We start from the raw sequence: 12,263 nt of genomic DNA, 5'->3' as shown, positions 1-12,263 counted from the left end.
AATATGTAAAGTTCGAAAGGAATTGCATGTTATGAGAAAAATCACCGATATGAGCCTGTACCCGACTCTCTCGGATGACATCCATTGGGGCGAAGTGCGAGCTAGGTTTGCCTTTGGCGAAGAAATCGAAGAATCGAAAGTCAGCAATGTCACCATTCTTCCATTTGACGGGGATCGCTGTATTGTTTTTCAGGTTGCGGACGGAAGCTGGGAGCTCCCCGGAGGAACCCTGGAACCCGGAGAGTCCTATATGGATGGACTTAGACGGGAAGTTCGAGAGGAGTTGGGTGCAGAACTCGAGTCGTATCGGGTCTTCGGCCAGTTTCGTTGTGAATCCAGCAGCAAGACCCCTTATCGGCCGCATATTCCCCATCCTCATTTTGTCCGATTGGTCGGTTACGGGGATGTACGCATTGTTGGAGAGCCGCTAAATCCCGAAGATGGCGAGCAGGTCATCGCGGTAGAGGCGGTTGATGTGGAGGAAGCCGTTAAGCGATTTGAAGCGACGGGCAGGCAGGATATTGCAGATCTGTACAAGCTGGCTTATGCCATACGTCAAGCAGATCGTTCGATTTAGCTAAAACGATAGGTTTCATATTAGGTTTAGGGAGGGAACGATTGATGAAAGAAACAACCACCATCTACCTCGTGAGACACGGACAGACCGAGTGGAATGTGCAACACCGATTTCAAGGACATTTGGATTCGCCGCTGACAAAGCTGGGCATTCAGCAGGCGGAATGGCTCGGTGAAGCCTTGCAGCATGACCCTATCGACCTCATTTACTCGAGTACCAGTAACAGAGCATTCCATACAGCCGAGATTATTAGAGGGAACCGAGATGTGTCGGTTACGGCTTGCGATGAATTCAAAGAAATTAATCTGGGCGTCTGGGAAGGACAGACGCAGGAACGGATCGGCGAATTATATCCTCAGCAGCTGGATCATTTCTGGAATCATCCGGAGCTGTTCGGCGCCCCGGGTAGCGAGACTTTTCATGAGGTCAGAGAACGTGCGGTGAACAAGCTTGTCGATATTGTCGCTTCGAATCCAGGCGCCAGCATTTTGCTGGTCACGCATACTGTGGTGGTCAAGCTGTTAATGGCTTATTTTGAAGGGAGAAGCATGGACCGACTGTGGGATCTGCCCTATATTCACCCGACATGCCTGAGCAAGATTGAACTGACCGATGAGGTGCCTTCCATCATCCTTCATGGGGATGTCAGTCATTACAGGGAAGAGCAGGGTGTGTAAGGATCGTTCGCTGGCATGCCGACATTGGATGAAGGAGTTGTGTCAAGACGCTCTATCAATTTATTGCATTGCCTTGCCAGCTGCCTGAGGCTGCCTGAGGTCTGCCTTAGATCCACTTATGTAAGTAGCACAGATGAATCATATGCTCCTTCTGACCTTGATAATATTCGCAACGTTAATAACTGACTTATTCTGGAGTGAAGTGAATGAACATAGGAAGGCTTGTACACGTGTTTTATGATCCCTCAAGGGGGGATTTTGACTCTAGCGATATGGGTAGGAGTATCATAATCAGTCTGTTTTATCCGGCAGAGACTAATGCAGAGAGTCCCGCGGTCTCATCGTACGCTCGATTGTTTGATCCCTGTGCTGAAATAGCACTCGCTAGCCTTAAAGAGATGGGTACGGATGAGGATCATATTAAATCGATAGGAATCCCGGTTGTGAATCAAGTCGAGCCCATATATACAGCAGAGAAACGCCCGGTTATTCTCTATGTTCCTGCCTTTGGGATTGTAAGAGATATGTACATGTTTCAAATCGAAAATTTAGTCAAGCAGGGATTTATCGTGGCAACGATTGGAGCGACTGACGAATCCATGTTTTCTATTTATCCTGATGGTCGCTTTTTCAGACAAGCGGAGAAGATGTCATCCATCGAAAGTACAGATACTGTTCTGTGGGACGAGCTGTTACAGGCAAGAGTGGAGGATATTTTGTATACGGCCGCTCATTTGCAAGAGCTGGAGTCTTGTTTTTCATCTCCATTGATGGATGTGGAACGGATCGGTCTGGTGGGACATTCCTTGGGTGGAGCAGCTGTATTTGAAGCTGTGAAGAGAAAAGCGGATTTCAGGGCAGCGGTTTTGCTGGATCCCAGCTTTCATCTTCTCCATCTGCAGAATAGAGTTGATATCGTAACCCCGTTTTTGGTGATGCGGCAAGAAAAATGTACGCATAAGGAACTCCAACCCCAATTTTCAGAAGCGATCTTGAATCCATTTGTCGATGGGTATAAAGGGTTGTATTATTATTTGTCTGGGTATAAGTCCTGTTTAAAGGTAGAGGGCGCTAATCACATGACCTTCAGTGATGTTCCCCTGTTGTTTAAAGAGGGTGAAGTATCACGGGTTCAAAGGACCATTAGTCTATACGTGACAGCATTCCTTCGTGAGTATGTATCGAATGAGTTACACGAATATGAGGGGCTGTTGCTGAGTGAGACCATGAGTCAGGATGGGGTTTATAAGATTGACCATAAGGGGAACGTGCTGGAAAAAAATGAGGTGTAGACATTGGAACACTTATTTCTGGAGCTGCTGCAGCATTATTTTCATGGACCTGTGCATTCGATCGAGACCGTGCCTTTCGGCATGACGAATGACTCCCGAATTGTCGTAATGAACCAAGGGAAATACGTCGCTAGAATATACAATCGTCATACGAAGAATGAAGAGAGATTGCGGTTTGAGGTTGAATTAACAGCTTATCTGGAGCGTTGTTCCTTATCGTTCGATGTTCCAGGTTTCGCCTCCAGTAAGGATGAAACGAAGTACGTGGTTCTGTCCGACGGTTCCCTGGGCTCCCTGACGCGGTTTATCGAAGGAGAGATCCCTGATCTATCCAGAACTTCCGATGTGATTAGTTACGGGTGGACAGTTGGGGAAATTTCTTATGCCCTTCAGCAATTCGAACCGGATTCCGTTGATGCGGTTTGTCGGGCAATGGTGTTCCATGATTTTTACAACCTTCATTCTCTATCCGATCAGAAGAAAATTGATGAGTTTTTGGCATGCCCTCCTTTTGAGATTGAAGCCGAACAGATAGCTTTACTACAGGGATACTATGAATCTGTGCTTAGCCATGCAGCTGAACTGAATGTACTGCCTAAGCAAATGGTCCATCATGATATCCTCGTTTTTAATCTCTTGATCGATCCCCAGTCCAGGGAGATGAGCGGTGTATTGGATTTTGATTTTGCGGCAAAGGACATCCGGATATGGGAACTATCCATCTGTTTGTAGATGAATATCGAAAAAATATGAGATTAACCCGTGTAGAGATCCAGTGGATTCCCTATATTATGCAGTTATATTATGTTTCATTATTAAGCATCTATATCGGACAGCATTTTGCCGGAAGGAACATCGCCTCCTATTTTCACCTGATGTTGAAGCAACTTCGGATCAGAAAAGAATGGATGGAACGGAACCAACATAAGTTTGTTGAATTGTTGTATTCGCAATGTTTATGAATAATGCTCACCCAAACAACTTCTAGGATGTGACTATGCTGTGAAATTACCTTATAAAATAGGATATGCCGTTACGTTGGTATGGCTGGTTTGGATTGTATACGGGTATGTGAATTACGATGATATGGCAGACCGCGGCCAGTACTTCATCGTCCTGCTGAGTGCCGTGATTGGCATGATCCTGCTTCCGATTTATTTTATATCCGTGCTGCTGTACTATGTTTACAAACGAGGTCCGAAAAAGAAGAAATAAGGGGGCGTAATTTTGAGAGAACGATATCTATATTTGCTCGGAGGACATTCCTTTCAAGCAGAGACGAACAGACAATTTATAGAGCAAGCGGGCGGTTCCAACGCTAGAATCGTTTTATGCATCATGAACAGACCGGGCTGGGAGGAATATGTTCCTCTTTTTCAGCAGATGTGGAAGGAATCGGGTGCCCAGGATGTGACGGTGATTGTCCCTGATGAGGATGGAAAGCTGGACATGGAACATGCCAAACAGGTGTTGACACAGGCTACAGGAATATTTATTGGCGGAGGCAACACGGAGAAATACCATCACTATTACGCGACCGGTCATTTTAAGGAGCTGCTAATCAACTGTTACGAGAACGGCGTTCCAATTGCGGGAAATTCGGCAGGTGCCTTGATTCTTCCGGAGATATGCCTCATATCGCCGCTGGATAATGAACAAAGCGTAATGCTGTTTAAGCAGGGGGTAGGGTTACTTTCGAATGTATTGATCAGCGTTCATTACATGGAGTGGAGCGACCAGTCCAATCTGCTGGAGGGTATGAGAACTAAGAAGGTGAAGCGCGGGATCGGCATCGATGAGCAGGCATGTGCCGTTTTTATCAATGGGCAGCTGGCGTATGCTCTGGGCGAATCCGTCCATGAAGTAATCTTCGAGAATTTTAATGCGGATCAGTATACGATTACAAAGGGGTAGCGGTTTGCATTGGCGTGGTTATACTGCCATTTTACAAAAACGGTTTCTTTTATTATGTCTAACGTATGTTTTCGCACAACGTAGCGGAGAGGACGAAACGATTCCGGACAAGCGAGAGCGGTCGCCTTTGTCCCCGAATTTCATCTTGCTTAGAACCATTCCAAGAAATTTGGGGACGACAGCGATGGGAGGAACGATTCGTACACGGAGCGTCTACGAAAAATAAGCAACTGGGGGAACGTAGGGCATGATCTATCATATGATTTCTAAGGAAGCCTGGAGGGTAGCACGAGAGAGTAGATTGTACAAGCCGCCGAGCTTACAGACGGACCGATTTATCCACTGCTCCACAGAGGAGCAAGTCAGCGGAGTAGCCAATATGTTCTATACAGGCAGGACGGATCTATTGGTGCTGGGTATTCAAGAAGATCAGGTGGATGCGGAGATTGTATATGAGGACTTATATAAGATGAACCAATTGTACCCGCATATTTATGGAGTGCTGAACCTGAATGCCGTCCAGAAGGTGTATCGTCTTGAGCCGGATGAAGATGGGGTATTTACGTTTCAGGCTTCTGCTGAGCTTGAATATAGAGGATAAAGGGATAGGAATATTAGCGTGATACCAAGGAGGGAATGCAATGATACTCGAAGTGGCCATGCTGCAGGTGAAACCAGGACTAACGGCAGATTTTGAACGAAATTTCCAAGTCGCCTCAGGGATCATCTCGAAGATGGAGGGTTATATTCAGCATGAGTTGAAAAGGTGTCTGGAGGATCCACATAAATATGTTCTAATGGTGAAATGGGAGACACTGGAGGATCACACGATAGGTTTTAGAGGATCCGCGGAATATCAGGAATGGAAGGAATTGCTGCACCACTTTTACGATCCATTCCCCGTCGTTGAACATTTTGAAGATGCATAAATAAAGCAACCGTTAAGGCAGGTGTTGGAGATGAGCCTGGAAGAGCTTATAACGGAGATTTACGGCAGTCCGCCGCTAAAGATCGAACTCATGTCGTTTGGCCATACCAATCAGGTATATCGTGTGACATTATCAGCCGAACAAATCATTCTCAGAACCAATCGCAAGCCCGGCGTCCTGGAACATACAGCGGACAATATTGCGATCCTCTCATCATTAGGCTTACCGGTACCGAGAGTAATCCGAACGGATGTATCTATGGAACAGGTTCCCTTTGCTTATATGATACTGGAGCACTTTCCCGGACGGGACCTCCGATATGAGCTTGAGGGAATGACGCATGAACAACTGGCCCAACTTGCCGAACAGATCATTTCATACCAACGCAGCGTGTCAGAGCTTCCCAGGGGCACCGGGTTCGGATGGGTTCCGATCGGGGAGCAGGGACCCTTCTCATCCTGGACGCAGATCATCGATCGTGATATCCGCAATCATATCAATCACATCATCGATGATGTTGCTCCGGAAACCATCGTCCAATTGCAAACCATGAAGCAGCGTTACACGCCGTATTTCGACCAAGTGGAGCCCAACTGTTTCCTTGATGATCTTACGATCAAGAATGTGATTGTAGCCGAAGGCAAGCTTCAGGGCATCGTTGATTTCGACTGGGTCTGCTACGGGGATCCGCTGTACATGATCGCCCTCACCCAGACGGCGGTGGTCTCCGATATTGGAGATCAGGGAATGCCCTACGTGGAGGCGTTATGCAGGCAGTGGGGAGCGAACCGAGAGCAGCGGGCGCTGATTGATTTCTACTCCGTTATTCATGCCCTGCAATTTATCGGCTTTCATCGGAGGGAGCAGAACGATGTCTGCAAACAGCGAATGATCTCATTCATATTAGAAAAAATAAACAGCGATACAAACGAGAACCGCATGAGCTAAGTTAGCCCATGCGGTTCTTGTTATCCGGTCAGGCAGTCGGCGTGAATCCGACCTTTGGTTTGTCTCGTTCCTTGGTATTCACCGAAACGTAACGGATTGCGGTTAACGGTACATACAGCATCTCGTATTCATCCTTGTACCGGATGAATTGTTCGCCTACTTCCTCAAGCGTGCCGCTCCGCACATAACTTCCATCCGTAAAATAAATGCTCACTTCCTGATTCAGCAAACTTTTCAGCATATACGGTCCACTCCTTGTGAATAAAATAAAGTATCGGGGCTAGCGGTGTTGGGCAAAATTTCGAATAGCGTCACAGTTTGGTGACGATATCGTCAATGATCCCGTATTCTTTCGCTTCTTCTGCCGACATAAAATAATCCCGCTCCATATCCTTTTCGACGCGTTCGACGGATTGACCTGTCCGCTCGGATATAATGTGCGCCAGCTTCTCGCGGGTTTTCAAGATGCGTTTAGCCGTAATGGCTATATCGGTGGCCTGCCCCTGTACACCGCCCAGCGGCTGATGGATCATGATCTCGCTGTTCGGCAGCGCGAGTCGTTTGCCTTTGGCCCCCGCCAGCAGCAGGATCGCACCGTAAGAAGCGGCGAAGCCCGTGCAGATGGTGTTGACTTGAGGTTTGATAATCTGCATGGTATCGTAAATGCCAAAGCCCGCAGAAACAGAGCCGCCCGGACTGTTAATGTACATGTGGATATCCTTCTCAGGATCCTCAGCCGCCAGAAACAGCAGCTGTGCAATAATACTGTTAGCGATGGCGTCATCGATGGCTGCACCCACAAACACGATTCGATCCTTCAGCAATCTGGAATAAATATCGTAAGATCGTTCACCCCGGTTGGTTTGTTCAACAACATAAGGAACAATATTCATGGTTTCATCCTCCATATTCGTTAGGTTTTCTGGTTTCAGCAAGTAAACGAAGAGGCAGCCGCAAAAGATACGGAGAAACCACGAAATAAAAATCGAAAATTAAAGTAACGAAATGATGAGTTCGTTCGTTTACATATAAGATATCTTACCGAGATGAGGAAAGGAGTTGGCTTCCGATGACGATATATCGACCGAGCTTCACCCCGCCGGCTGATCTGAGCCTGGAGGAAATGAATGCTACCCTGCACAGATATTGTCTGTCCCTTACAAACTCCTCATGGGATTCCGATGATCTGGTGCAGGACACTTGGATCAAGGCACTGGAGCATATGAAGCAGCGGAGCCATGTCAATCCCGAAGCGCTGCTGCTTCGGATTGCCAAGAATACATGGATTGACCGGGTTCGCCGGGATCAGACCTATAGACGAATCCTGGATGAGAAGCTGGAACACGTCTTACCTAGAGAAGAAGTTTCGAATGAGGACAGCAAACTGAACATCGAGTTCGCTTTTCAATGGCTGCTGGAACACTTGTCGCCCCTGCAGCGAACGGTGCTACTGCTTCGTGAAGTGTATGAATATTCGGTTTCGGAAACCGCGATTAAACTGAAAACGACGGAGGGAGCGGTGAAAGCGGCCCTTCATCGTGCCCACAAAGTGCTGCAATCGCTGGATCGAGAGGAAGAGGAACTTGTATTGGCTATGCCGGAAGAGGAGGAGATGACCCTGAACCTTCGGGCATTGGCAGAGGCATACCAATCCGGGGATGTTGAAGCGGTCGTTAGACTTATTCAATGGAATGGCAGTGAAGCATCAGCGATCGGTTGCATGGTTCCGATGCAGGTTCAAACCCCGAGCGCAAGTTATATGATGTACGGCGGATATTCGTCCGACATGAGAATGGCCGCGTAGAGCGAAGATTCGAGCAGGTTGATCATATACTTACCATAAAGACCAAAGCAGAAGATGCTATGGTCTTTTTCTGTATTGTGAACCTTCAGGCAACATCTTTTTTGGAAAAGATAGCGACCATCAAACACGCAGCGGTTGGTTGATACACGAAGTTGAAGGCTTTTGTAGCATAACAGAACAAAGTTTTTTTGATCAAAACTGTTGACAGCGCTTTCAAATTATTTTTATAATTAAGTTATATCATATTAAGGAATGGTGTTCCGTAATAAGGAACGAAATAAAAAGGGGGCCATGAATTGATTCAGTCAGTAACTAGGGCGCTGGATATACTGGAGTTTCTAAAATTGAATCCCGGAGGTTTAGGTGTTACAGAAATCGCCCAAAAGCTGGACGTAGCAAAGAGTACGGCACATCGGTTGTTAGCTTCGCTTGAAGAGCAGGATTATGTTCAGAAGACGGGAAAGGATAGCATCTACAGCCTGGGATTGAAGTTTATTGAAATGGCAGAGGTCGTTACCGAGAATCTAAAGATTGTGGATATCGCCAGACCATTGATCGAAAAATTAAGTAGAGATACGGGCGAAATCGTCCACCTTGTCATGCTTGATGGAAATGAAGTGTTATACATCGATAAGGTTGAAAACGCTTCAACTATCCGGATTTACTCACAAATCGGTCGCAGAGGCCCATTGTATTGCACAGGGGTTGGTAAAGCGATTTTGGCTTATTTACCGGAGGATGAGGTGGACCAGCTTCTTGCAGGAGTTACGATGCAGCCATTTACCGAGTATACCTTGACCACACCGGAAGAGCTAAAGCAAGAGTTTCAAACCATTCGGGCCAACGCATTTGCGTACGATAATGAAGAGCATGAGAGAGGGATACGCTGTGTTGCGGCACCTATCTTCGACCACACGCAAAAATCCCGTTATGCCATCAGCATTACGGGTCCCATCACCAGAATGTCGGATGATATTCTGCGTGAATACATTCCGTGGACTAAAGAAACAGCCCTGGCGATTTCAAGAAAAATGGGTTTCAATCCAACTAAATCATAAAAACAATAAAAGGGGAGTTCTTATGAAAAAGTACAAATTTGGTTTGATTTTACTGGCGATGTTCGTTGTTTTAACCGCATGCGGCGGGAATGATTCAGCAAAATCCGGCTCGGGTGATACCGGCAAAGGCAGCAACTTTCCGAGTAAACCTGTAGAACTCATTGTACCTTATGCCGCAGGAGGAGGAACGGATACCGTGGCTCGTTCCTTTGCAGATATGGCTAAAAATGACCTGGGCCAGTCCATTGCCGTTGTGAATATGGAAGGCGGCGGTGGAGCGGTTGGTATGCAGAACGGTGCCAAGGCAAAAGCAGATGGTTATAAGGTATCGATGGTAACCGTTGAATTGCTTACACTACCGCACTCCGGTTTGGCTCAATTTTCTCATACGGATTTCAAACCGATTGCGCTATTAAATGAAGATTCAGGGGCTATCACAGTAAAAGCAGATGCCCCATGGAATACGTTAGAAGAATTTATCGCAGCTACAAAAGAAAAAAAATTAAAGGTTGGGAACTCTGGAACGGGTGCGATCTGGCATCTGGCCGCCGCTGCTTTTGAGAAAGAAACGGGTGCCCAATTTAATCACATCCCATTTGAAGGAGCTGCTCCTGCAGTAACGGCCCTGCTGGGAGGACATGTGGATGCGGTTTCTGTAAGCCCTGCAGAAGTTGTTACACAAGTACAAGCAGGTGAGCTTAAAGTATTGGGTGTGATGGCTGAAGAACGTGTCGAGTCTCTACCGGATGTACCTACACTAAAAGAAAGCGGAATTGACCTTTCGATCGGCACATGGCGTGGACTGGCTGTTCCTAAGGATACGCCGGACGATGTTGTGAAAATTCTTGAGGAGTCATTCGGGAAGACAGCTCAAAGCGACGAATTTAAAGAGCAGATCAAAAAGATGAACCTGGGTTACCGTTACGAGAATGGAGAAGGATTCACGAAACTGTTGGAAGAGCAAGATCAGTTATTTGCAGATTTGATTCCGTCATTGAAATTGAATTAACATTCAACAAAAACGAATTGGATAGAAAGAGGCTAGTGATGACTAGCCTCTTCTATCACAAGAGGAGGTGCAGCCCATGACAATGGCCAATCGCGTGATTGGATTTGGATTATTGATCTTGTCGGTGTATGCATGGTTGACAGCAAATGCGTTTCCGTCTTCCAACAGTCTGGGACCTGGCCCTGACTATTTTCCAAAAATAGCTGCCAGCGTATTAGGTGTATTATCGATTCTGCTCATAGGCAGGAAAGAGAAACAAGATGGAGCGGTTTATGCTGTTTCAGGGAAGCCTGCGGTTTTATTGTTTGTAACCGGAATCATCGTCATGATGGTTTACGTCCTGTTCGTGCAGTGGCTGGGGTTCACTGTTTCGTCAGCTTTAGTCACATTTGCTTGGATGATATTGATGGGCATCCGGAAGTGGACGACATTGATTGTGGCGTCCGTTCTAATCAGCGCCGGAATTACTTACGTGTTTGAATTCTTGCTGAGCGTTCCGATTCCGCACGGTATTTTGTATTAAAGGAGGGCTTGGTGTATGGATTTACTGCTTCAAGGATTGGGAAATGTCTTTCAGCCGGAAGTGATTCTCCTTTTAATTGGTGGAGTTATTATCGGAATTATCATCGGTGCTCTTCCAGGATTAACTGCCACAATGGGGGTTGCGTTGTTTCTTCCGGTCACATTCGGCATGGACGCTGTAACCGGGGTTCTGCTGTTGATCGGAGTATACTTCGGCTCAATTTATGGGGGCTCCATTGCGGCTATTCTATTGAATACACCTGGTACGCCGGCTTCGGCCGCGACCGCGCTTGATGGACATGCAATGACGAAGCAAGGTAAAGCAGGTAAGGCTCTGGGGTATGCGGCCATTGCTTCAGGTGTGGGTGGGTTAATTAGTGTTCTCATGCTGATTCTGATAGCTCCTCAACTGGCCGGCGTAGCATTAAATTTCAGTGCTCCTGAAATGTTTGGACTTGCCTTGTTTGGACTCAGCATTATTTCCAGTGTATCGGGAGGCTCTGTTCTAAAAGGGTTGATCGCAGGGGTGTTTGGTATCCTGATTTCTACGATTGGGATGGATCCGATGACGAGCTATCCCCGTTTCACGTACGACCAGCTTTCTCTGTTAAACGGATTCTCCTTTATTCCCGTTATGATTGGACTTTTTGCCGTTTCCGAAGCTTTGGTCATTATGGAAGGTGAGATCGGCGGGGGAGACAAGATCAAGAAGATTATTGCCAATTATGTCCTTCCTAAATGGAATGAATTGAAAAGGCTTTGGTTCTCGATGATTCGATCCGGATTTATTGGAACAATTATTGGGATTATACCTGGCGCAGGGGCCGATATCGCTGCATTTGTTTCCTATAATGAAGGGAAGCGTTTTTTGAAAAAAGAAGAGAAAGAGACTTACGGTAAGGGAAATCCTAAAGGGATTGTTTCAGCTGAGGCCGCTAACAATGGTGTTACTGGTGGTGCCATGATTCCTTTATTGACGCTGGGGATTCCTGGGGATGCCGTTGCGGCAATTCTGCTTGGAGCACTTGTAGTTCAAGGTATTCAGCCAGGGCCACAGTTATTTGCCACCAGCGGTGAGTTGGTGTATACGTTGTTCGCCGGAATGATTATTGCGAATATTCTTATGGTGATTTTTGGGATTAGCGGTATCCGGTTATTTGTCAAAATTCTATTGGTTCCCAAGAAAATTCTGGCACCTTTAATTTTGATTCTTTCCACAATAGGTGCTTATGCGATCAGCAACAATATTTTTGACGTGTTTACGATGCTGGTTGCGGGTATTATCGGATATTTCATGAAAAAGTACGGTTTTCCTGCATCGCCAATCGTGTTGGCCTTGATTCTGGGACCTATGGCTGAAAGCGAATTCAGACGTTCGCTTGTTATGTCAGAAGGCAGTTACAGGATCTTTCTTGAAAGACCCATTGCACTCGGATTTATTATTGTTGCCGTCTTGTCGCTCATTCTGCCTCTCGTATGGGGCAAGCTGAAGAAAAATAAAAAGGTAGAAGCAGCATAAGAAAACCTTTAACG

16 protein-coding genes are annotated in these 12,263 nt (G+C 46.5%); 14 read left to right on the top strand and 2 right to left on the bottom strand.

The genetic code is table 11. From position 1 onward, the window contains the following. Positions 1-31 precede the first annotated feature (31 nt). The 9 genes from ABEW73_RS00450 (at position 32) to ABEW73_RS00410 (ending at position 6,337) form a co-directional block, all read left to right on the top strand. On the top strand, positions 32-577 hold the full coding sequence (locus ABEW73_RS00450) for an NUDIX hydrolase (protein ID WP_430172783.1): 546 nt from the start codon (positions 32-34) through the stop codon (positions 575-577). Between the two features lie 44 nt (positions 578-621). Beyond that, the gene (locus ABEW73_RS00445; protein WP_430172785.1) at positions 622-1,254 is read left to right on the top strand and encodes a histidine phosphatase family protein; all 633 of its coding nucleotides are present in this window, start codon (positions 622-624) and stop codon (positions 1,252-1,254) included. Between the two features lie 206 nt (positions 1,255-1,460). Next, positions 1,461-2,546: a dienelactone hydrolase family protein gene (locus ABEW73_RS00440; protein ID WP_430206360.1), complete on the top strand. Its 1,086-nt coding sequence runs from the start codon at positions 1,461-1,463 to the stop codon at positions 2,544-2,546. Between the two features lie 3 nt (positions 2,547-2,549). Further along, positions 2,550-3,278: a phosphotransferase enzyme family protein gene (locus ABEW73_RS00435; RefSeq protein ID WP_430172787.1), complete on the top strand. Its 729-nt coding sequence runs from the start codon at positions 2,550-2,552 to the stop codon at positions 3,276-3,278. A gap of 270 nt (positions 3,279-3,548) precedes the next feature. Further along, on the top strand, positions 3,549-3,761 hold the full coding sequence (locus ABEW73_RS00430; protein WP_430172789.1) for a hypothetical protein: 213 nt from the start codon (positions 3,549-3,551) through the stop codon (positions 3,759-3,761). Positions 3,762-3,773: 12 nt separating this feature from the next. Beyond that, positions 3,774-4,460, top strand: a complete 687-nt coding sequence (locus ABEW73_RS00425; RefSeq protein ID WP_430172791.1) for a Type 1 glutamine amidotransferase-like domain-containing protein — start codon at positions 3,774-3,776, stop codon at positions 4,458-4,460. 247 nt (positions 4,461-4,707) lie between these two features. After that, positions 4,708-5,061: a DUF952 domain-containing protein gene (locus ABEW73_RS00420; RefSeq protein ID WP_430172793.1), complete on the top strand. Its 354-nt coding sequence runs from the start codon at positions 4,708-4,710 to the stop codon at positions 5,059-5,061. Positions 5,062-5,101: 40 nt separating this feature from the next. Next, entirely contained in the window at positions 5,102-5,389 is a 288-nt protein-coding gene (locus ABEW73_RS00415) for an antibiotic biosynthesis monooxygenase family protein (protein ID WP_430172795.1), read from the top strand. A gap of 30 nt (positions 5,390-5,419) precedes the next feature. Next, positions 5,420-6,337: a phosphotransferase family protein gene (locus ABEW73_RS00410; protein WP_430172797.1), complete on the top strand. Its 918-nt coding sequence runs from the start codon at positions 5,420-5,422 to the stop codon at positions 6,335-6,337. A gap of 28 nt (positions 6,338-6,365) precedes the next feature. Here ABEW73_RS00410 and ABEW73_RS00405 read toward each other — a convergent pair whose 3' ends face one another. Together ABEW73_RS00405 and clpP are read right to left on the bottom strand one after the other, a co-directional pair. Continuing rightward, complete coding sequence (locus ABEW73_RS00405; protein ID WP_076325135.1) at positions 6,366-6,578, bottom strand: hypothetical protein; 213 nt, start codon at positions 6,576-6,578, stop codon at positions 6,366-6,368. A gap of 70 nt (positions 6,579-6,648) precedes the next feature. Then, on the bottom strand, positions 6,649-7,245 hold the full coding sequence (gene clpP, locus ABEW73_RS00400) for an ATP-dependent Clp endopeptidase proteolytic subunit ClpP (RefSeq protein WP_015736473.1): 597 nt from the start codon (positions 7,243-7,245) through the stop codon (positions 6,649-6,651). A gap of 161 nt (positions 7,246-7,406) precedes the next feature. Here clpP and ABEW73_RS00395 point away from each other — a divergent pair, with 161 nt between their 5' ends. The 5 genes from ABEW73_RS00395 (at position 7,407) to ABEW73_RS00375 (ending at position 12,249) form a co-directional block, all read left to right on the top strand. After that, positions 7,407-8,141, top strand: coding sequence for an RNA polymerase sigma factor (locus ABEW73_RS00395; RefSeq protein ID WP_430172799.1), 735 nt, complete (start codon positions 7,407-7,409; stop codon positions 8,139-8,141). A 296-nt stretch (positions 8,142-8,437) separates the two neighbouring features. Next, positions 8,438-9,199 carry an IclR family transcriptional regulator gene (locus ABEW73_RS00390; RefSeq protein WP_430172801.1) on the top strand — a complete coding sequence of 254 codons (762 nt, stop codon included), beginning with the start codon at positions 8,438-8,440 and terminating at the stop codon, positions 9,197-9,199. A 22-nt stretch (positions 9,200-9,221) separates the two neighbouring features. Further along, a complete protein-coding gene (locus ABEW73_RS00385) occupies positions 9,222-10,208 on the top strand; it encodes a tripartite tricarboxylate transporter substrate-binding protein (protein ID WP_430172803.1) in 987 nt (328 codons plus the stop codon). A 76-nt stretch (positions 10,209-10,284) separates the two neighbouring features. Continuing rightward, a complete protein-coding gene (locus ABEW73_RS00380) occupies positions 10,285-10,731 on the top strand; it encodes a tripartite tricarboxylate transporter TctB family protein (RefSeq protein WP_430172805.1) in 447 nt (148 codons plus the stop codon). Positions 10,732-10,746: 15 nt separating this feature from the next. Further along, the gene (locus tag ABEW73_RS00375; protein WP_430172808.1) at positions 10,747-12,249 is read left to right on the top strand and encodes a tripartite tricarboxylate transporter permease; all 1,503 of its coding nucleotides are present in this window, start codon (positions 10,747-10,749) and stop codon (positions 12,247-12,249) included. Positions 12,250-12,263 lie beyond the last annotated feature (14 nt).

Source organism: Paenibacillus lautus (assembly GCF_050482385.1).
Taxonomy (GTDB): Bacteria; Bacillota; Bacilli; order Paenibacillales; family Paenibacillaceae; genus Paenibacillus_AQ; species Paenibacillus_AQ lautus_B.
This window is presented reverse-complemented; position numbering and strand designations above follow the sequence as displayed.

Bases quoted from the DNA above. Each gene is read 5' to 3' on its own strand.
- ABEW73_RS00450 (WP_430172783.1), top strand. From the start codon at position 32: ATGAGAAAAATCACCGATATGAGCCTGTACCCGACTCTCTCGGATGAC.
- ABEW73_RS00445 (WP_430172785.1), top strand. From the start codon at position 622: ATGAAAGAAACAACCACCATCTACCTCGTGAGACACGGACAGACCGAG.
- ABEW73_RS00440 (WP_430206360.1), top strand. From the start codon at position 1,461: ATGAACATAGGAAGGCTTGTACACGTGTTTTATGATCCCTCAAGGGGG.
- ABEW73_RS00420 (WP_430172793.1), top strand. From the start codon at position 4,708: ATGATCTATCATATGATTTCTAAGGAAGCCTGGAGGGTAGCACGAGAG.
- ABEW73_RS00415 (WP_430172795.1), top strand. From the start codon at position 5,102: ATGATACTCGAAGTGGCCATGCTGCAGGTGAAACCAGGACTAACGGCA.
- ABEW73_RS00410 (WP_430172797.1), top strand. From the start codon at position 5,420: ATGAGCCTGGAAGAGCTTATAACGGAGATTTACGGCAGTCCGCCGCTA.
- ABEW73_RS00405 (WP_076325135.1), bottom strand. From the start codon at position 6,578: ATGCTGAAAAGTTTGCTGAATCAGGAAGTGAGCATTTATTTTACGGAT.
- clpP (WP_015736473.1), bottom strand. From the start codon at position 7,245: ATGGAGGATGAAACCATGAATATTGTTCCTTATGTTGTTGAACAAACC.
- ABEW73_RS00395 (WP_430172799.1), top strand. From the start codon at position 7,407: ATGACGATATATCGACCGAGCTTCACCCCGCCGGCTGATCTGAGCCTG.
- ABEW73_RS00385 (WP_430172803.1), top strand. From the start codon at position 9,222: ATGAAAAAGTACAAATTTGGTTTGATTTTACTGGCGATGTTCGTTGTT.
- ABEW73_RS00380 (WP_430172805.1), top strand. From the start codon at position 10,285: ATGACAATGGCCAATCGCGTGATTGGATTTGGATTATTGATCTTGTCG.
- ABEW73_RS00375 (WP_430172808.1), top strand. From the start codon at position 10,747: ATGGATTTACTGCTTCAAGGATTGGGAAATGTCTTTCAGCCGGAAGTG.